Below are 18817 nucleotides of genomic sequence, written 5' to 3'. Positions count from 1 at the left end.
GCTGTAACGGTAACTATGACGACCATTTACACCGCATTGCTCTACTTTATTCAGCCACTGATTTGGCTGCGCCTGTGGCTGCGCGGTCGTAAAGCACCGGCGTATCGCAAACGCTGGGCGGAGCGCTATGGCTATTGCGTCGGCAAAGTGAAGCCCGACGGCATTGTGCTGCATTCGGTTTCCGTGGGGGAAACCCTGGCCGCGGTGCCGCTGGTGCGCGCGCTGCGTCATCGTTACCCGACCCTGCCGATTACCGTCACGACCATGACGCCAACCGGCTCTGAGCGTGCACAGTCAGCCTTTGGCAAAGATGTGCACCATGTCTATCTGCCTTACGATCTGCCCGGATCGATTAATCGTTTTCTGGACACGGTCAACCCCCGGCTGGTGATCATCATGGAAACCGAGCTGTGGCCGAACATCATCCGCATTCTGCATCAGCGTAACATTCCGCTGGTGATCGCTAACGCGCGCCTCTCAGCCCGATCCGCCAAAGGCTATCGCAAGCTGGGTAAATTCATGCGCAGGCTGTTGCAGAGCATCACGCTGATAGCAGCGCAGAACAGTGAAGATGGCGACCGCTTCCTGGAGCTTGGCCTGAAACGCTCTCAGCTGGCGATCACCGGCAGCCTGAAGTTTGATATTTCTGTCACGCCAGAGCTGGCCGCCAGAGCCGTTACGCTGCGTCGCCAGTGGGCGCCACGCCGTCCGGTCTGGATTGCCACCAGCACTCACGAAGGCGAAGAGGCCATTGTGCTGGATGCCCACCGCCGCCTGCTGCAGACGTTCCCTGATCTGCTGCTGATTCTGGTTCCGCGTCATCCTGAGCGCTTTAACGATGCGCGTGAACTGACCCAGTCGCGCGGCTTTAGCTTTATTCTGCGCAGCAGCGGCGAGATCCCCTCGGGCTCCACCCAGGTGGTCATCGGCGACTCGATGGGCGAACTGATGCTGCTTTATGGCATTGCCGATCTGGCGTTTGTCGGCGGCAGCCTGGTGGAGCGCGGCGGACACAATCCGCTGGAGCCTGCAGCGCACGCGATTCCGGTTCTGATGGGGCCACATATCTGGAACTTCAAAGATATCTGCGGCAAATTGCAGGAAGGCCAGGGACTGATTACTGTCACCGACGTGTTCTCGCTGGAAAAAGAGGTCACCAACCTGTTGCAGGATGATGACTATCGTCGTTATTACGGCCGTCATGCCGTGGACGTGCTGCACCAGAACCAGGGTGCGTTACAGCGTCTGCTCCAGTTACTTGAACCGCATTTACCTCCACGGGCTCACTGATGTCAGCACGCCAGCGTCTTTCAGTCGTTATGATCGCCAAAAATGAAGCGGAACTGCTGCCAGACTGTCTGGCTTCAGTCAGCTGGGCGGATGAGATTATCGTGCTGGATTCAGGCAGTGACGATAACAGTGCCGATATTGCCACGCAGGCTGGCGCGAAGGTCTACCACAGCGATGACTGGCAGGGGTATGGCATCCAGCGCCAGCGCGCGCAGCACTATGCCACCGGCGATATGATTCTGATGATCGATGCCGATGAGCGCGTCACACCGGAACTGCGCGCGGCGATTGAGCAGGTGCTTATCGCGCCGCCGGGCCGCACGATTTACAGCCTGGGCCGCAGCAATCTGTTTCTGGGGCGCTTTATGCGCCACAGCGGCTGGTACCCTGACCGCGTGATGCGGCTCTATCCGCGCACCTTCCGCTACAATGATAATCTGGTGCATGAATCGCTGCAGCGTGACGGCGCACCGGTGGTGGCGTTACCCGGCGATTTACAGCATCTGACCTGCCGCGATCTGATCGTTTTTCAGCGTAAGCAACTGGCCTATGCCGAAGCCTGGGCCACGGAACGCCACCAGCGTGGTAAGCGTTGCGGTCTGTTCTCCCTGTTCGGTCATACGCTGGGCGCGTTTGTGAAAACGCTGCTGCTGCGCGCCGGTTTTCTCGACGGAAAGCAGGGCTGGATACTGGCGGTGGTCAACGCACAATATACCTTTAACAAATATGCCGCCCTCTGGGCGCTGAATCAGGCTGCGAAAAAAGGGCAGGTATGAGCACGAAAGCCATCTATCCCGGAACATTTGATCCTGTCACGCTTGGACATCTCGACATCGTGACGCGGGCCGCACAGATGTTTGATCAGGTTATTCTGGCCGTTGCCGCCAGCCCCAGCAAAAAGCCGCTGTTCAGTCTGGAGGAGCGCGTGGCGCTGGCGAGTGAAATGGTGGCCCATCTGCCCAACGTTAAGGTGGTGGGATTCAGCGACCTGATGGCCAATTTTGCGCGAGACCAGCAGGCGAATGTGCTGGTTCGCGGATTGCGTGCGGTGTCAGACTTTGAGTATGAAATGCAGCTGGCGCAGATGAATCGTCACCTGCTGCCGACGCTGGAGAGCGTTTTCCTGATGCCGTCTGAGGGCTTCTCGTTTATCTCCTCTTCGCTGGTCAAAGAGGTGGCGCGTCACGGCGGTGATGTCTCCGCCTTCCTGTCCGCGCCCGTCCATCAGGCATTGCTGGCTAAGCTGGCTTAGTGCTGGCAGCGGGGGCACCAGTAGGTGCTGCGCTGCCCATGCCTGCCGCTGATAATGGGTGTCCCGCAGGCCCGGCAGGGCTCACCTGCCCGGCCATAGACCTGCAGCTGCTGCGCAAAATAGCCCGGTTTACCGTCGCTCTGTAAGAAGTCCCGCAGCGTGGTTCCGCCCTGCTCAATGGAACGTAACAGCACCGCCTTGATGGTGTTGACCAGCAGCTCTGCTTCCACCTGCGACAGACTGCCGGCGGCACGATCGGGCAGGATCCCGGCGGTAAACAGTGACTCGCTGGCGTAGATGTTGCCCACCCCCACCACGACTTTGTTATCCATCAGCCACTGCTTAATCACCGTTCGCTTGCCGCGTGACTTCTCAAACAGGTAAGCCGCGTCAAACTGGTCGCTCAGTGGCTCCGGTCCCAGATGCGCCAGCACGCTGCTGCCTGCCAGTTCGCTGCTCCAGAGCCAGGCACCAAAACGCCGCGGATCGGTGTAGCGCAGCACTTTGCCGTTGCTCATCACCAAATCAACATGGTCATGCTTCTCCGCAGGCCGCTCTTCCGGCAGCACGCGCAGGCTGCCGGACATGCCCAGGTGGATAATGATCCAGCCATGCGGCAGCTCCAGCAGCAGATATTTCGCCCGGCGCTGCACGCTGAGCACCGGCTGATCGCTCAGCGCATGGAGCTCCTGTGAAACAGGCCAGCGCAGACGGGAATTACGCACCACGGCGTGAAGGATGGTTTCACCCACCAAATGCGGTTCGATACCGCGGCGGCTGGTTTCAACCTCTGGCAACTCTGGCATACCCTCTCCTCAGCGTTTTACACAAACAAAAAACCCGGCCGGAGCCGGGTTTTTAGCAGAACACTAAAATTACTTAATTTTAGCTTCTTTGTAGATCACATGCTGACGTACAACCGGATCGAACTTTTTCAGTTCCAGCTTCTCTGGTTTAGTACGTTTGTTCTTCGTGGTGGTATAGAAGTGACCTGTACCAGCAGAGGAAACCAGCTTGATCTTCTCACGAATACCTTTAGCCATGATTCAGTTCCTTAGTACTCTTAGTACTTCTCACCACGGGCACGCATGTCGGCTAACACCGTATCAATGCCCTTTTTATCAATAATACGCATACCTTTTACAGATACACGCAGAGTAACGAAGCGCTTCTCGCTCTCAACCCAAAAACGGTGTGAGTGCAGGTTCGGAAGGAAACGGCGTTTCGTCGCGTTCATTGCGTGGGAACGGTTGTTACCGGTCACCGGACGCTTTCCAGTTACCTGGCAGACTCGTGACATGTCTATTCTCCAAAAATCAAATCAGCTCGAGCTTTAAAAATTAGGTTTTGGCCGCCTCGTCAGGCTTGCAGCCCGCCAGGCGAGTTCCATGGAACCCGCTAAGCTGGCCTAACCGCCAAACCCGAGATTCTCAAAGGTGGCGTAGTATACGCCGCTCAGCCCAAGTGCTCAAGTCCCGAACAGATAAAGATCCCGAATGATCGGGCAAAAAGCCGCCACCTGGCGCGAATTTTCCCGCTATCAGAGCCATCCCCGCTCAGCAAAGGAGACATATTCGCCATGACCTATCACCAGATGATCGAGCAGGCGGATGTCGAGAAGCTGGCAGGCTTCGCTGACTTTATGGGTTACCTGGCGGTCAGCCCGGCTCGGTTCCGCCATGCCCGACGGATGATTATGCGCCAGAATCAGCGCGGCGGCGTTGAGCTTCAGCGCCTCCCGGACGATCTCGCGTGGGTGCACTTCCACACTGTTAATCGACCCCGAGAACATTTTTTGTGCCCGCAGCACCCGGTGCTGATTATCCAGAAAGAGCGCCATAAAGATCTCGCGCTCCTGATGGGCTAATAAACTTTGCAGATACTGGCGGGTGATCTGGGGATTTTCCATCACGCTTTCGCGCGCCAGCTTGCTGGCGAAGAAACGCTTCGCCAGTTCGGCAATCGCGTGCAGCTGGGCCAGTTTGGCATCACCAACGCCTTTTATGTTACTGAAAGCCGCCTTGCCCGATGTCATCAGCTGATAAAGCGAGCCAAACTCCTGCAGCATCTGTCCGGCCAGCTCAATGACGTTCTGCCCGGGCGAGCCGGTGCGGAGAAAAATGGCCAGCAGTTCGGTATCGCTGAGGGCATGCGCGCCCAGCTTCTGCAGTTTTTCCCGTGGTCCACTGTTTTTCATGTCTGCTCTCCCTGAGATCAACCTCAGCATGACCCAGCCATGCCCGGGGTGCCATCAGCGCAGCCACAATCTTCGAGGCGGCTCGCAAACGCAGTCCGTGAAAAGGCGCATCCGCACTTTTGTGATAAAGTCCGTGCATTCGCCGCCCCGTGCGGCAGAGAGCTTAGTGAGGCCAACATCATGATGGGATTAGCCGGCAAAAAAATTCTTCTTGGCGTAAGCGGCGGCATTGCTGCTTATAAAACTCCGGAGCTGGTACGCCGCCTGCGCGATCGCGGTGCCGATGTCCGCGTCATGATGACGCAGGGCGCGAAGGCGTTTATTACGCCGCTCAGCTTACAGGCCGTCTCCGGCTATCCGGTGTTTGACGATCTGCTCGACCCGGCGGCGGAAGCCGCGATGGGTCACATTGAGCTGGCAAAGTGGGCCGACCTGATTGTACTGGCACCGGCGACGGCTGACCTGATAGCCCGTATCACCGCCGGTATGGCAAACGATCTGGTGACCACCGCCGTGTTAGCGACCGCCTCGCCCGTGGCCGTGGTACCCGCCATGAATCAGCAGATGTATCGCGCGGCGGTGACGCAGCACAACCTGGAGCTGTTACAGGCGCGTGGCGTGCTGATCTGGGGACCGGACAGCGGCAGCCAGGCCTGCGGCGATGTCGGCCCCGGCCGGATGCTCGATCCGCTGGCGATTGTGGACCATGCGGTCACGTGGGCCACCCCCGTCAACGATCTGCAACATCTCAACATTATGATTACCGCCGGTCCGACCCGTGAGGCGCTCGACCCGGTGCGCTACATCACCAACCACAGCTCCGGAAAAATGGGGTTTGCGATTGCCGCCGCCGCCGCCCGACGCGGCGCAACGGTTACGCTGGTCAGCGGCCCGGTCACGTTGTCTGCCCCTGCCGGCGTGCGGCGAATAGATGTCACCAGCGCGCTGGAGATGCAGGCCGCCGTGATGGGTGAGATAGATAAACAACATATTTTCATTGCAAGCGCAGCCGTGGCAGACTACCGGGCAGCCGATATTGCGGCCGATAAAATCAAGAAACAGGGCGGCGATGATACCGTCACGCTGAACCTGATAAAGAATCCCGACATTGTTGCCGGCGTCGCCGCACTTCAGGAAAACCGGCCATTCGTCGTTGGATTTGCTGCTGAAACACAGAATGTGGAAGAATACGCCCGGCAAAAACGGGTGCGCAAGAATCTGGATCTGATCTGCGCTAACAACGTCGCTCAAACCGGACAGGGGTTTAATAGCGACACCAATGCTCTTCACCTTTTTTGGCAGGATGGAGAAAAGCGCTTACCGCTCAGCGATAAGTCTCTCCTTGGCCAACAATTAATAGACGAGATTGTCAGCCGTTATGATGAAAAAAATAGACGTTAAAATCCTCGATGCGCGCGTCGGCAAAGAATTTCCGCTGCCGACCTACGCCACGTCAGGTTCCGCTGGGTTAGATTTACGCGCCTGTATTGATGATGTTCTCGACATCGCACCGGGCACCACGACGCTGGTTCCGACCGGTCTGGCGATTCATATTGCCGATCCCGATCTGGCTGCGGTCATCCTGCCGCGCTCCGGCCTTGGCCATAAGCATGGCATCGTGCTGGGCAACCTGGTCGGTCTGATTGACTCCGACTATCAGGGACAGCTGATGGTTTCCGTCTGGAACCGCGGTCAGGAAAGCTTCTCACTGCAGCCTGGCGACCGCATGGCGCAACTGGTCTTCGTTCCGGTAGTGCAGGCGGAATTTAATCTGGTAGAAGAGTTTGACGCCAGCCTGCGCGGCGAAGGCGGCTTCGGCCACTCAGGCCGCCAGTAACCCGTAATACCGACTTTCACTTACGCCCGTTATTTTTCCTCATCGCCATGAGACGCGTTCTTGTGGCAGATGCGTAGGTGTTGCCTGTTTCAGGTGAATTTCAGGGGTTTTTAAGGTCATGGCAGAAAAAAAAGTCGTGAAGCGAAATCGTCGTGAAGAGATTTTGCAGGCGCTGGCGCAGATGCTGCAGTCCGGTGATGGCAGTCAGCGTATTACCACAGCCAAACTGGCAGCCAACGTGGGCGTATCCGAAGCGGCGCTCTATCGTCACTTTCCCAGCAAAACACGGATGTTCGACAGTCTGATCGAGTTTATCGAAGACAGTCTCATTACCCGCATCAATCTGATCCTCAAAGATGAAAAAGAGACCATGACGCGCCTGCGTCTGATCGTGCAATTGATTCTGGGTTTTGGTGAGCGTAATCCGGGACTGACGCGCATTCTGACCGGTCATGCGCTGATGTTTGAGCAGGACCGGCTGCAGGGACGCATCAACCAGCTGTTTGAGCGGATTGAAGTGCAGCTGCGACAGGTCATGCGTGAGCGTAAAATGCGTGAGGGTGAAGCCTTTCAGGCTGATGAAGCACTGCTGGCGAGTCAGCTGCTGGCCTTCTGTGAAGGCTTACTGTCGCGCTATGTCCGCTCGGAGTTTCGCTTCAGTCCTACCGCAGACTTCGATAGCCGCTGGCCACTTATCGCGGCCCAGCTGGTCTGAGCAAAGGCGGGCATCACGCCCGCCCGTGTTAAATCCCGTACGCCTGCTGATAGGCACGCACCTGAGCCAGGTGATCGGCCATCTCCGGCTTCTCTTCCAGCCACGTAATCAGGTCTGCCAGCGTAATAATCGCCGTCACCTTACAGCCATAATCACGTTCCACTTCCTGAATGGCTGACATGTCACCGCGGCCACGCTCCTGACGATCAAGCGAAACCAGCACGCCCGCCAGCGTAGCGTTGTGCGCGCCAATGATATCCATCGACTCACGAATCGCCGTACCTGCGGTGATCACGTCGTCAACCAGCATCACTTTGCCCTGCAGCGGGCTGCCCACCAGCAGGCCGCCTTCGCCGTGATCTTTGGCTTCTTTGCGGTTGAAGCAGTAAGGCACGTCGCGGTCATGATGATCCGCCAGCGCCACCGCGGTGGTGGTCGCAATCGGAATACCTTTGTAAGCCGGGCCAAAGAGCAGATCGAAATCGACAGCGCCATCCACCAGCGCCTGCGCGTAGAAGCGTCCCAGCAGCGCTAAATCCCGTCCGCTGTTAAACAGACCGGCGTTAAAGAAATAGGGACTTTTACGTCCGGACTTTAAAGTGAACTCACCGAACTTCAGCACCTGTTTGTTCAGGGCGAATTCAATAAACTGACGCTGCCAGGCTTTCATTTCTCACTCCTCAAATAAAGAAAAGGCGACTCTGTGGTCGCCTGTTACATCAACTGTTCAGTGCCGCTTTCTGCGCCTGAATTAACTCCTCAATTCCGCCGCGTGCCAGCGCCAGTAGTGCCAGCAGCTCTTCATGGCTGAACGGCTCGCCTTCGGCGGTGCCCTGAACCTCAATCATGCGGCCATCTTCCATCATCACGACGTTCATGTCGGTTTCTGCGGCTGAATCTTCCACATACTCCAGATCGCACAGCGCTTCGCCCGCCACGATCCCTACAGAAATAGCGGCAACCATGCCTTTCATCGGATTGGCTTTCAGCTTGCCGCTGGCGACCAGTTTGTTCAGCGCGTCGGCCAGCGCCACACAGGCGCCGGTGATGGACGCGGTGCGGGTGCCGCCATCGGCCTGGATCACGTCACAGTCGAGTGTAATCGTGAATTCCCCCAGCGCTTTCAGATCGACGGCGGCGCGCAGTGAGCGGGCAATCAGACGCTGAATTTCCAGCGTGCGGCCACCCTGCTTGCCTTTTGCGGCCTCACGCGCCATGCGGCTGTGGGTCGAACGCGGCAGCATGCCATATTCAGCTGTTATCCAGCCCTGGCCCTGCCCTTTAAGGAAACGCGGAACCCCTTCGTCTACGGAGGCAGTGCAAAGCACTTTCGTTTCGCCGAACTCCACCAGAACGGAACCCTCTGCGTGTTTGGTGTAATTGCGGGTCAATGTGACTGGACGCACCTGCTGTGCGCGACGGCCTGCTGGACGCATGGGTTATCTCCGGCTTGCTAATGATTGGCTGCGCATTATACGGACTTCCTTGCCCGCTGTCTCTTGCGCTGGTCGGGCGCAGGCTCCAGATGAAATTCCGCGCCAGCTGTGGCTAAATGCGCGTTCCTTTCACTCTGATTAAAAAGACATATGGCCGCCATTCTTCATTTCCTGCTGGCGCTGGTGGTGATTTTCGCCCTTGCGCTGCTGGTCAGTCATGACCGTAAACAGATTCGCCTGCGCTTTATTATTCAACTGATTGTGGTGGAAGCCGCGCTGGGTTGGTTCTTCCTTCACTCCGCCGGAGGGCTGGCGCTGGTCAGTTCGTTCGCCGGCTTCTTTGAGACATTGCTGGGCTTCGCTGCACAGGGCACGGAGTTCGTGTTTGGCGGCATGAGCAAACAGGGGCTGGCCTTTATTTTCCTCGGCGTGCTCTGCCCGATTGTCTTTATTTCCGCGCTGATCGGCATATTGCAGCACTGGCGTATCCTGCCGCTGCTGATCCGTATTTTTGGAACGCTGCTGTCGAAAATTAACGGCATGGGCAAGCTGGAATCGTTCAATGCCGTCAGCACGCTGATTCTCGGTCAGTCGGAAAACTTTATCGCCTACAAAGGGATCCTCGGTGATATCCCGCCGCGCCGGATGTACACCATGGCGGCGACCGCGATGTCTACCGTGTCGCTGTCGATTGTCGGCGCCTACATGTCGATGATCGAAGCAAAGTATGTGGTTGCCGCACTGCTGCTTAACATGTTCAGCACCTTTATCATCCTGTCGATCATCAACCCGATGAAACAGCAGGATGAGCAGCCTATCGCCCTGGAAAAACTGCATGAAGAGCAGAGTTTCTTCGAGATGCTCGGCGAGTACATCCTGGCGGGTTTCAAAGTGGCCATGATCATTCTGGCCATGCTGATTGGCTTTATCGCCCTGATTGCCGCCGTTAACGCGCTGTTCGCGGCGCTGTTCGGGTACAGCTTCCAGCAGCTGCTCGGCTATCTGTTCTATCCGCTGGCCTGGCTGATTGGCATTCCCAAAGCCGATGCCCTGCAGGCGGCCACTATTATGGCGACCAAGCTGGTGGCAAATGAGTTTGTGGCGATGATCGAGTTGCAGAAGGTGGCGGCAGGTATGAGCGCACGCGGACTGGGGATTCTGTCGGTCTTTCTGGTCTCCTTCGCCAACTTCGCCTCAATCGGCATTGTGGCGGGAGCGATAAAAGGCCTGAACGAGACGCAGGGTAATGTGGTGTCCCGCTTTGGCTGGAAGCTGGTTTACGGCTCTACGCTGGTCAGCCTGCTTTCTGCGGCCTTTGCCGGTCTGTTTATCTGATGATACAGGGGCGGTGGCTCTGCCGCCCCTTCGCCCTAGAACCCGACACAGACGGGCGCATCCACCCGCATGACCGACTCCTGATGAAAGCGTTTTTTATAGAGGCTGCGTAGCGCCTCAATATCATGGTTGATGGCGGGATCGATGCCGTGGATCAACATCAGCGCTTTACTGTTCTCTCTTGCCAGCTTCCCGTTTTCCCCCAGCCACTGACCTTTTGCGTCATAGACCGACAGGCCCGCTTTGAAACGTGGCGTGACCTCATTGTCCACGAAGTTCATCCAGTCGAGTGAGCTGACCGTACCGCCATCGGGCTTGCTCAGTCCAAACCACAAGGTGGTCTGCATCATCATGTCGCCACCCGCGCAGATCGGTTGCGGTTTAGTGGGTGCCGGATGGCGAGTCTGGCAACCTGACAGCAGCAGCGCCAGCATAACGGGAAGAGCAATCACACGAGACATCGATCAGTAATCCTCACACAGGGGGGTCAGTGGTCATCATAAGTGGCTGTCACTGAAGGCGTAAAGCGTTCGTTATTGCCCTGTGAGACGCTTATGCCTGTTATGCCGTGGCTCGCCTCGCTATACTTCACCCATCTTTCCGTAAAAGAGTGCCACTTATGATCCGCAGTATGACCGCTTATGCCCGCAGCGAAGCCAAAGGCGAATGGGGCAGCGCCGCCTGGGAGCTGCGTTCCGTGAACCAGCGTTATCTGGAAACCTATATCCGCCTGCCGGAACAGTTTCGCGGGCTGGAGCCGGTTATCCGCGAGCGCATTCGCCAGCGTCTGACGCGCGGGAAAATCGAGTGCAATCTGCGTTATGACGCCGATCCCAGCGCACAGGGCGAGCTGATGCTGAACGAAACGCTGGCAAAACAGCTGGTTCAGGCCGCTAACTGGGTCAAAATGCAGAGCGACGAAGGTGCGATTAATCCGCTGGATATTCTGCGCTGGCCTGGCGTGATGTCTGCCCAGGAGCAGGATCTGGATGCCATCAACACGCAGTTATTGCAGGCGCTGGACAATGCGCTGGATAACTTCGTTGCGGCTCGCGAAAGCGAAGGCACCGCGCTGAAAGCGATGATTGAACAGCGTCTGGAAGGCGTTTCACAGGAAGTCAGTAAGGTTCGCGCGCAGATGCCTGAAGTGATCAAATGGCAGCGCGAGCGCCTCATCGCTAAGCTGGAAGATGCGGAAGTCCAGCTGGAAAATAATCGCCTTGAGCAGGAGCTGGTGATGATGGCGCAGCGTGTTGACGTCGCTGAAGAGCTGGATCGTCTGGATGCGCACGTTAAAGAGACTTATAACATCCTGAAAAAGAAAGAGGCCGTGGGCCGTCGTCTCGATTTCATGATGCAGGAGTTTAATCGCGAATCAAATACGCTGGCGTCAAAATCGATTAACGCCGATATCACCGCTTCAGCGATTGAGCTGAAAGTGCTGATCGAGCAGATGCGCGAGCAGATTCAGAACATTGAGTAATTTCTCACTTATTTTCACATGATGTCATAACGATAATAAAACCCGTAACTTACGGGTTTTATTATCTCATTAAGAATCATCACCTCTCGCAAAACCTCGCGCTTATACTGTACCATCTGATGTACCAATTATCCTTTTACCGTTATCGGTTTGGTACAAGCAGGCAGAATGGGAAAGCTAACAGACATACAGATAAAAGCCTGGCTCAAGTCTCAGGAACGGTTTGAAGGACGCTCTGACGGAAACGGATTGTACCTTTGCTACCGCAAAGAGTTCTCAATACCCAAATGGCGCTTTCGCTACAGCTACGGAGGCAAAGCCCGTGCGATGTGGATCGGTTCGTACGGGGATTTATCCTTAGCAAAAGCGCGCGAACGGGCCAGAGAGCTATCGGCAAGAGTAGCTTTAGGCTATGACGTCGCTGGAGAGAAGCAGGAGCGTAAAGCCTCCACGCTTGCCAAAATCGAGAAAGAGAAGAACGCTCGTCGTGTTTCTGACCTTGCGATTGAGTACTATGAGAAACAAATTGTTGGACGCTGGAAACACCCCGATATTCTTCGCAGGCGCATTGAAAAAGATATCAATCCTCACATAGGCAACATAAAAGTTGAAGACGTTAAGCCTGGTGATATTGATAAAATGTTGCAGAGCATTGTTCAACGCGGCGCGCCAACAATCGCTAATGATGTATTACGTTGGATAAAGCGCATATTCAACTATGGTATAAAACGTCACTATTTGAGTGTTAACCCAGCGGCAGCCTTTGATAACAATGATGCAGGTGGACAGGAAAAATCCAGAGATCGTTTTCTTTCAGAAGAGGAAATTACGTTACTTTTTCGCGCGATGAAAATAGCTAAAGGATTTAGCCGACAGAATGAAATAACTTTTAAGCTACTTTTACTTCTTTGCTGCAGGAAAATGGAACTGTGCTCAGCTAAATGGGAAGACTTTGATCTTGAGGAAGGTATCTGGTATTTAAAAAACACCAAAAACGGCGATAACCTGGATATTCCTCTTCCTAAATTATCTTTGGTTTGGCTGAATGAGCTAAAGCAACTCTCTTTAGGCAGTGAATGGGTTCTCCCTGCAAGAAAGATGCAGAACAGGATGATACCTCACATTGCAGAAAGCACTCTTCCTGTAGCGCTGGCAAAGCTTAAACCGCATATGGAAGGTGTTGAAGGCTTTACTATCCACGACTTCAGACGAACTGCCAGAACCCACTTGGCATTTTTAAATATCGATCCAGTGGTAGCAGAGCGTTGCCTCAATCATCGCATTAAAGGCGTTGAAGGTATCTACAATAGACATAATTACTTTAATGAAAGAAAATTAGCGCTTGATAAACTGGCTGACTTTCTAGCAGAAATAGAGGCGAAGTTATAATGGATTTTAGTTTCTCAAAAGGTAGCGCCATTGAAAGGCTAACCCACTACCCCCAAATTGAAATAAAGGAATTGGCTAGGGCATTAGCCAATGTTGATCCTAACCTTAGAAACGATGAGTTACCGAAAGATAAAAACAATATTATCAGTGATTATTGTATATATCTAATTAGAGTTAACAGGAATTTACACGCTATCCTTAAATCACAAGGAAAGCAAAATGAACTGGATATACTTTATCCTAAAGCAATCGCGACCAATAGCCCCATAGAGGCAAACATCCTTTTCTCATCTTGTTTTATTCTTCTTGAAAAAGATGTAACTCCCGATGTTTTGATTGAAAGCTGCACTCTAGCCTTGAGTCAAACATATAAAAAGTATGGTGAATCACTCATTTTTCAGTGTGGCGGCGAAAAGGCAGTTTTAATCGCTAAAGAAAATGTTCAGGACAAGCGTGGTGCCCACAAGAAAAACGAGGAGAATGCATCTCTTCATAAAATTATAGGTTTGCTCGCGATCAATCTCGCTATGGAAAAATCAGCCAGTGGATCGACAAAGTGGATTAACAATGCTGGTTCCCCAAGCATCGAACCTTTGCACAGATTGTTGAGCGATTATGCGAAATCTAATGGCATAAGCCAAAAAGGAATGGGTAAATCTTCTTTTTACGACAAGCTGAGAGCATCTCTTAACTCACTTTATGATGAGGAGTGACGTTTTGTTGCCTGCTCTTAGGATGCATTGATATCTCTTCCGTTATCGAAATGTGCCAAACAATGCCCAGGCATTACCTTCGATTGCCCTTTAGTTGCCAATATTGGCCAATAGTGTCGAACTTAAGTGTTTATAAAGGGCAATGAGGTGCAATGAAATGCAATACAAATCTCTTTAAAATAAGTCACTTATAAATCAAAAGCTTAAAAATCCTCACCTTCCCTCTTCAACAGTAATGAATCGATGGAATTCGTTTTTTTAAATGGAATTTTCATCTTCTTGATGGAATTCCACTTTCAGTGGAATTCATCAATGCGTCTCCATTAATCTCATCCCACACCACTTGTACTCATTGAGATAGGAGATCCTAATTTGAAGCACACACCTTACGGAATCATCCCTGAAACCGGATTTATCAGACAAAAACAGTTGATGCATTGCCTGCCGTTTTCGTCAGCAACGCTATGGCGACGGGTTGCATCTGGATCATTTCCGAAGCCAGTAAAAATTTCCGCTCGTATTACTGCCTGGCGTGCTGAGGAGGTAAAAGAATGGATAGGGCAGCAGTGTGCACATTGATAAATATGCGGCGACGAGTCACCGCAAAAATCATCCTTTAGGTTCAATACCACGACGCCTAAGTTCTTCTCTTGCAACCTCCTTGAACCAGTTGCCGAGTGTGGTTTGGTCTTTGGCAGCTTCAAGATCGAGTTGCTCTCTTAGCTCTGGATTGATGCGTATCTGGAAGGTGGGCGATTTGCCACCGGTTTTAGGAGTGCGATCTTTAACTCTTGACATTGTACGTACCTTTAACTTTAATAAGAATGGTAAGGTACGTACCTTATATAACAAAGCATTTGAAAACAAGCGGCTCTGCAAGGTACTCGCAATACCTCGCAAAGCCTGACCATAAATGAACTTGGGAGTACCCCTATGGCTGCATCAAAGTCTACCTGGATCTTCGCGGCAATCAACCGTTCTCAGTTGTCCTGCCGCCCCGTCATGCTGCATATTACTGCCATTGACGAGCGCAGCGCACGCAGCCGAATGGCGGCTGATTACATCCTGCTATTTGCAGGCCGCCTGCCCTGCCGCGGAGGCCATCATGCGTGAATATCCTCAGAGCGGCGAACGCTGGCAGCATTCGCAGGGCTGGACGGTGACGGTACTGCGATTTACCGATGCGCCTGTGTCAGTCGCATCCGCTAACCCTGAGTTCAGTCACGAGGTTCTGTATCGCTACGACAGCGACGGTCAGGTGACCTCCTCCCCGCTGGCGTGGTTTCAGGAAAACTATACCCGGCTTGCCGGTGCGCCGCATCGTCACACCGTCCCGACCGGAGGCAGCGGCGGGTTCAGCCCGTTTAATCTGCATCCCACGGTCAAGTACGAGCGCTGGCGGGAGCGGGCTGCACAGAAGCCTGCGGAGCCTGACGACGGCCATTACTCAAAATTCCTCTGACATACAGCCAGCTTTAACGGAGTAAATCATGACAGTTTTAATCGGGCACAACGGTGCTCAGGGCATCCCCTTGCCTGAAAACGGTACTTTTGCCGCCTTTACCTACGGGCTGCCGGAAGACGCTTTTGAGAAGCTGACCCGCGCAAAGGAAGCCTGCGACCTGCTCCAGCTCCTGTTTTCCGAACATTCCTGTCCGGGTTCATTCAGCGCACACAGCGTGCCCGGCCTGGCCGCACTGATGGACTACCTGCGCGCCGACCTGACCGACGTCACGCGCTGCTGCGCACTGCTCGAGGAGGACCGCGTATGAAGAAGCCACAGGTATCCGTGTTCCCGCCCGAGCTGACAACGGCACTGTACCGCCGTGCCATTGCTTCCGCATGGCGGGCCAGGCATCTGGCCGACACCGGCAGCGAAATGCGTGGCCCGCACCGCATGACGGTGGAGCGTATCGAGATGGCTATCGCCCTGCATATTGAGAGCGCGATGGTTAATGAGTATGGCGAAGCGCACGGCGCTGCGGCGGCGCTGGCCCTGCTTACCGACATGGTGGAGCCGACGCTCCTGACCGCGCCGCCCGCTCTGACGGCTCGCGGGTGTGAGGTGATGGAAGGGCTTTACGCCACGCTTCCGGCGGCGTTTGAATCGTTCTGCGACACCGGCGCGTCGCTGTACCGGCATTAAGGAGGCGTTATGACAGTACAGTCAGTATCACACATCACTGCCTCCGCGCGCGGCCGCTGGCCGGTCATTCTTCAGATGCTGGGCGTGAACGTGCCCGACGGCGGCCGGCACGGCCCCTGCCCTAAGTGTGCAGGCAAAGACCGTTTCCGCATGGATGATCTTGAAGGCCGGGGTACGTGGATTTGCAGCCACTGCGGCCACGGTGACGGCCTTGACCTAGTGAAGCTGGTGACGGGCAAAGGCGTAAAGCAGGCTGCGCAGGCGGTGGCAGAGGTGCTGGACGTGCGTGACGTGCAGGCCCTGCCGGTTAAGCCCGCCAGAGAAAAAGCCCCGAAGCGCGACATGGCCGCCACCGTCGATGCACTGGTGAAGGCCAGCCACAGCGGTGAAAGTGCCTACCTCACAGGCAAAGGCTTTACCGGTTATCCGGCCTGCCTGACCGGGAGCGCACAGCGCGTTGGCGGCACGGCCTTCCCTGCGGGTTCCCTGCTACTGCCGCTGACCACATCAGACGGCGCGGTGACCGGCGCGCAGCTGATTGCTCCCACGGGTGAAAAGAGCCTGCTGCCCGGCAGCACCATGAAGGGCGCATTTGTGGCGCTCAGCCCGCTGCCGCCTGAGCCGCCGGTGCAGGTGGTCATCACGGAGGGCTACGCCACCGCGCTCACGGTAAGCCAGCTGACCGCCGGGTGCGTCGTGGCCGCGATATCGTCGGGCAACCTGCCGAACGTGGCGCAGGCGCTTCGGGCGCGCTGGCCGGAGGTGAAAGTCATCATCGCCGGTGACAACGATTTTCAGGATGCGGGTGAGAACCCCGGCAGAGCGTTTGCGGAGAAGGCAGCAAAAGCCGTCAGTGGCTGGGTGAGCCTGCCGCCGGGCGAAATCAAGGCCGACTGGAACGACTTTCACCGGGAGCACGGCGTGACACGCGCCCGCGAAGCCTTTCGTAACGGTCTGGTGCTGTGCGGTGAGGGCCGCACGCAGCTGCCGCACGGGTTCCGGCTGACGCAGGAATACCTCTGGTACGAAAAGCAGGTGCAGCGCAACGGCGAAACCGAAATCCAGAACGTCAAAATCTGCAATCCGCTGCGCGTCACGGCCATCACCTGCGACGCCGACGGCGGCAACTTTGGCCGCCTGCTGGAGTGGGAGGACACGTGGGGCGAGCGCCGCCGCTGGGCGATGCCGATGGAGATGCTGAGCGGCAGCGGCGAGGAGCTGCGCCGGGTGCTGCTGGTCAACGGCCTGTCGTACATCAGCACCACCGGCGAGGCCCGCGCGCGCCTGATGGAATACATCTCGCTGTGCAAGCCGGAGCGCCGCGTGACCTGCGTGAGCCGCACCGGCTGGCACGGTCAGGTTTACGTCCTCCAGGACGAGGTGAGCGGCGACGGGGCTGACAGCGTCATTCTCCAGACCACCTCCGTGCAGGGGCGCGATTTCCGCGTGTCCGGCACCACGCAGGAGTGGCGCGAGCACGTTTCCCGCTTCTGCACCGGCAACTCCCGCGTGGCGTTTGCGGTCAGCCTCGCCTTTGCCGCCCCGCTGCTGCGCCTGGTTGGTATGGACGGCGGCGGCTATCACCTCAAGGGGGAATCCACGGACGGCAAGACCACCACCATGAAGGCGGCCACCTCCGTGTGCGGTGGGCCGGACTACTGGCAGACGTGGCGCGCTACCGGCAACGCGCTGGAGGGCTGCGCCAGCCGCCGCAACGACGCGGCCATGATGCTCGACGAAATCCGCGAGGTGGACGGGCGCGAGGCGGGCAACATCGCCTACATGCTGGCAAACGGTCAGGGCAAGGGCCGTGCCGGTACGGACGGCGAGCTGCGCACCCGCAAGCAGTGGCGGCTGCTGTTCTTCTCAACCGGCGAGCTGTCGCTGACCGAGCACGCCGCGAAGGCCGGAGAGCGCACCTTTGCCGGGATGGAGGTGAGGATGATCCAGATACCCAGCGACTCCGGGAAGTTTGGCGTGTTTGAGGAGCTGCACGGCTTTGAGAGCGGAAAGGCGCTGGCCGAGCATCTGGAATGGTCCACGGCCAGCTACTACGGTGCGCCGTTCCGCGAGTGGCTGAAGGCGCTGACCGCCGACCTGAACGGGCTGACGGCGCAGGCTAAAACGCTGCTGAAGGAGTACACCGCCGCCCTGACCCCGCCCGACGCGGGCAATCAGGTGGGCCGCGCGGTCAACCGCTTTGCCCTGGTGGCAATGGCCGGTGAGCTGGCGACCCGGCTGGGCATTACCGGCTGGCAGGAGGGTGAAGCGCTGCGGGCAACCCGCGTGTGCCTGAACGCCTGGCTGAAAGACCGCGGCCATACCGCCAACCAGGAAGACATTGCCGCGCTGGAGCAGGTGCGCAGCTTCTTTACCGCGAACCAGTACAGCCGCTTTGCCGACTGGCACGACGAGCGCAACCGCCCCGGCAACATGGTGGGCTGGCGCAGGGTGGAAAAAGGCAGCACCGCACAGGGCACCGAGGCGGTGACGACGTTCTACGTCATGCCATCCGGCTGGAAGGAAATCTGCAGGGGGTTTGACCCGCGCAAGGTGGCGCGCCTGTGCGCCGACCGTGGCTACCTCATGGCATCCGCCGACGGAAAGCTACAGACCAGCATCCGCCCGCCAGAGATGAACGTGCGCAGGCTCTACGTCTTCAACAGCGAGGTACCGGGCTGACGTTAAAGGCTTTGCGTGAGTCTTATTTTTAAAGGGTAACAGGTGTAACGGGTGTAACAGCCGCATTCAGTAAAGCGTCAGCCTGTTACACCTCTTTCAATGGTGAGGTGTAACAGGTGTAACGCATCCGTCAGCGCTGTTACACCGTGTTACCCGTCGTGTTACACCGGAATAATAAGAAAATGTTCTTTTAATTCATCGATGTAACACCTGTTACCCGTGTTACACCAGAAAAGAAAGGAGCCTGATATGCAGCGCCGTTTAAGCCTCTTTTTCTGGCAGGCAGGTTATCAGCCACAGCGGTAAAACCGCCCGGCGTTGTACCAGCCACCACACACGACC

Annotated in this window: 24 protein-coding genes; 16 read left to right on the top strand and 8 right to left on the bottom strand. The window is 56.1% G+C overall.

All coding sequences use genetic code 11. The features are described 5' to 3' along the window. Positions 1–15: 15 nt before the first annotated feature. Genes waaA through coaD form a run of 3 tightly spaced genes read left to right on the top strand, consistent with a single transcriptional unit; the run spans position 16 to position 2542 of the window. Positions 16–1290: a lipid IV(A) 3-deoxy-D-manno-octulosonic acid transferase gene (gene waaA, locus AC1V0D_RS20730; RefSeq protein WP_009088102.1), complete on the top strand. Its 1275-nt coding sequence runs from the start codon at positions 16–18 to the stop codon at positions 1288–1290. After that, on the top strand, positions 1290–2066 hold the full coding sequence (locus tag AC1V0D_RS20725) for a glycosyltransferase family 2 protein (RefSeq protein WP_140924067.1): 777 nt from the start codon (positions 1290–1292) through the stop codon (positions 2064–2066). The genes waaA and AC1V0D_RS20725 overlap by 1 nt, the downstream gene beginning before the upstream one ends. After that, positions 2063–2542, top strand: a complete 480-nt coding sequence (coaD, locus tag AC1V0D_RS20720; protein WP_046100859.1) for a pantetheine-phosphate adenylyltransferase — start codon at positions 2063–2065, stop codon at positions 2540–2542. Before AC1V0D_RS20725 ends, coaD begins: the two co-directional genes overlap by 4 nt. Here the strand turns inward: coaD and mutM are convergent. From mutM to radC, 4 genes are all read right to left on the bottom strand, one after another. Continuing rightward, positions 2539–3348 (bottom strand): bifunctional DNA-formamidopyrimidine glycosylase/DNA-(apurinic or apyrimidinic site) lyase, encoded by an 810-nt coding sequence (gene mutM / locus AC1V0D_RS20715; RefSeq protein WP_482907994.1) that lies wholly within the window; start codon positions 3346–3348, stop codon positions 2539–2541. The two genes, coaD and mutM, sit on opposite strands and share 4 nt — an antisense overlap. Positions 3349–3417: 69 nt before the next feature. Further along, positions 3418–3585, bottom strand: coding sequence for a 50S ribosomal protein L33 (gene rpmG / locus AC1V0D_RS20710; protein WP_001051798.1), 168 nt, complete (start codon positions 3583–3585; stop codon positions 3418–3420). A gap of 20 nt (positions 3586–3605) precedes the next feature. After that, positions 3606–3842 (bottom strand): 50S ribosomal protein L28, encoded by a 237-nt coding sequence (gene rpmB, locus AC1V0D_RS20705; protein WP_006121249.1) that lies wholly within the window; start codon positions 3840–3842, stop codon positions 3606–3608. Positions 3843–4082: 240 nt separating this feature from the next. Continuing rightward, complete coding sequence (gene radC, locus AC1V0D_RS20700; protein ID WP_009088110.1) at positions 4083–4739, bottom strand: RadC family protein; 657 nt, start codon at positions 4737–4739, stop codon at positions 4083–4085. 180 nt (positions 4740–4919) lie between these two features. On the opposite strand from radC, the gene coaBC reads away from it, so the two are divergent. The 3 genes from coaBC to slmA all read left to right on the top strand — a co-directional run bounded on the left by coaBC (position 4920) and on the right by slmA (position 7291). After that, positions 4920–6140 (top strand): bifunctional phosphopantothenoylcysteine decarboxylase/phosphopantothenate--cysteine ligase CoaBC, encoded by a 1221-nt coding sequence (gene coaBC, locus AC1V0D_RS20695; protein ID WP_058957376.1) that lies wholly within the window; start codon positions 4920–4922, stop codon positions 6138–6140. Continuing rightward, on the top strand, positions 6118–6576 hold the full coding sequence (gene dut, locus AC1V0D_RS20690) for a dUTP diphosphatase (RefSeq protein WP_033736106.1): 459 nt from the start codon (positions 6118–6120) through the stop codon (positions 6574–6576). Before coaBC ends, dut begins: the two co-directional genes overlap by 23 nt. 118 nt (positions 6577–6694) lie before the next feature. After that, the gene (slmA, locus tag AC1V0D_RS20685) at positions 6695–7291 is read left to right on the top strand and encodes a nucleoid occlusion factor SlmA (protein WP_009088113.1); all 597 of its coding nucleotides are present in this window, start codon (positions 6695–6697) and stop codon (positions 7289–7291) included. 28 nt (positions 7292–7319) lie between these two features. On the opposite strand, the gene pyrE is transcribed toward slmA, so the two are convergent. Together pyrE and rph are read right to left on the bottom strand one after the other, a co-directional pair. Then, the gene (pyrE, locus tag AC1V0D_RS20680) at positions 7320–7961 is read right to left on the bottom strand and encodes an orotate phosphoribosyltransferase (RefSeq protein ID WP_009088114.1); all 642 of its coding nucleotides are present in this window, start codon (positions 7959–7961) and stop codon (positions 7320–7322) included. A 49-nt stretch (positions 7962–8010) separates the two neighbouring features. Beyond that, positions 8011–8727 (bottom strand): ribonuclease PH, encoded by a 717-nt coding sequence (rph, locus tag AC1V0D_RS20675; RefSeq protein WP_009088115.1) that lies wholly within the window; start codon positions 8725–8727, stop codon positions 8011–8013. A gap of 150 nt (positions 8728–8877) precedes the next feature. On the opposite strand from rph, the gene AC1V0D_RS20670 reads away from it, so the two are divergent. Further along, entirely contained in the window at positions 8878–10062 is a 1185-nt protein-coding gene (locus tag AC1V0D_RS20670; RefSeq protein WP_140029956.1) for a NupC/NupG family nucleoside CNT transporter, read from the top strand. Between the two features lie 35 nt (positions 10063–10097). Here AC1V0D_RS20670 and AC1V0D_RS20665 read toward each other — a convergent pair whose 3' ends face one another. Further along, positions 10098–10523 carry a DUF3574 domain-containing protein gene (locus tag AC1V0D_RS20665; protein WP_325937639.1) on the bottom strand — a complete coding sequence of 142 codons (426 nt, stop codon included), beginning with the start codon at positions 10521–10523 and terminating at the stop codon, positions 10098–10100. A gap of 158 nt (positions 10524–10681) precedes the next feature. Here AC1V0D_RS20665 and AC1V0D_RS20660 point away from each other — a divergent pair, with 158 nt between their 5' ends. From AC1V0D_RS20660 to AC1V0D_RS20645, 4 genes are all read left to right on the top strand, one after another. Then, positions 10682–11545: a YicC/YloC family endoribonuclease gene (locus tag AC1V0D_RS20660; RefSeq protein WP_140924057.1), complete on the top strand. Its 864-nt coding sequence runs from the start codon at positions 10682–10684 to the stop codon at positions 11543–11545. A 168-nt stretch (positions 11546–11713) separates the two neighbouring features. Further along, positions 11714–12934: a tyrosine-type recombinase/integrase gene (locus AC1V0D_RS20655; RefSeq protein ID WP_482907993.1), complete on the top strand. Its 1221-nt coding sequence runs from the start codon at positions 11714–11716 to the stop codon at positions 12932–12934. After that, positions 12934–13647, top strand: coding sequence for a hypothetical protein (locus tag AC1V0D_RS20650; protein WP_482907992.1), 714 nt, complete (start codon positions 12934–12936; stop codon positions 13645–13647). The genes AC1V0D_RS20655 and AC1V0D_RS20650 overlap by 1 nt, the downstream gene beginning before the upstream one ends. Positions 13648–14019: 372 nt before the next feature. Beyond that, positions 14020–14226, top strand: coding sequence for a helix-turn-helix transcriptional regulator (locus AC1V0D_RS20645; protein ID WP_482907991.1), 207 nt, complete (start codon positions 14020–14022; stop codon positions 14224–14226). A 30-nt stretch (positions 14227–14256) separates the two neighbouring features. On the opposite strand, the gene AC1V0D_RS20640 is transcribed toward AC1V0D_RS20645, so the two are convergent. Then, on the bottom strand, positions 14257–14445 hold the full coding sequence (locus AC1V0D_RS20640; protein WP_126690258.1) for a toxin-antitoxin system HicB family antitoxin: 189 nt from the start codon (positions 14443–14445) through the stop codon (positions 14257–14259). A gap of 135 nt (positions 14446–14580) precedes the next feature. Here AC1V0D_RS20640 and AC1V0D_RS20635 point away from each other — a divergent pair, with 135 nt between their 5' ends. From AC1V0D_RS20635 to AC1V0D_RS20615, 5 genes are read left to right on the top strand one after another with little or no spacing between them, the layout of a single operon-like run. Beyond that, the gene (locus tag AC1V0D_RS20635; protein WP_482907990.1) at positions 14581–14760 is read left to right on the top strand and encodes a host cell division inhibitor Icd-like protein; all 180 of its coding nucleotides are present in this window, start codon (positions 14581–14583) and stop codon (positions 14758–14760) included. Next, positions 14753–15109, top strand: a complete 357-nt coding sequence (locus AC1V0D_RS20630; protein WP_482907989.1) for a hypothetical protein — start codon at positions 14753–14755, stop codon at positions 15107–15109. Before AC1V0D_RS20635 ends, AC1V0D_RS20630 begins: the two co-directional genes overlap by 8 nt. 28 nt (positions 15110–15137) lie before the next feature. Then, positions 15138–15419 (top strand): hypothetical protein, encoded by a 282-nt coding sequence (locus AC1V0D_RS20625; RefSeq protein ID WP_482907988.1) that lies wholly within the window; start codon positions 15138–15140, stop codon positions 15417–15419. Next, the gene (locus AC1V0D_RS20620) at positions 15416–15793 is read left to right on the top strand and encodes a DUF5375 family protein (protein ID WP_140924045.1); all 378 of its coding nucleotides are present in this window, start codon (positions 15416–15418) and stop codon (positions 15791–15793) included. Before AC1V0D_RS20625 ends, AC1V0D_RS20620 begins: the two co-directional genes overlap by 4 nt. 9 nt (positions 15794–15802) lie before the next feature. Continuing rightward, complete coding sequence (locus tag AC1V0D_RS20615; RefSeq protein WP_482907987.1) at positions 15803–18475, top strand: DUF927 domain-containing protein; 2673 nt, start codon at positions 15803–15805, stop codon at positions 18473–18475. Positions 18476–18817 lie beyond the last annotated feature (342 nt).

Source organism: Pantoea sp. PA1, from assembly GCF_056856975.1.
This window is presented reverse-complemented; position numbering and strand designations above follow the sequence as displayed.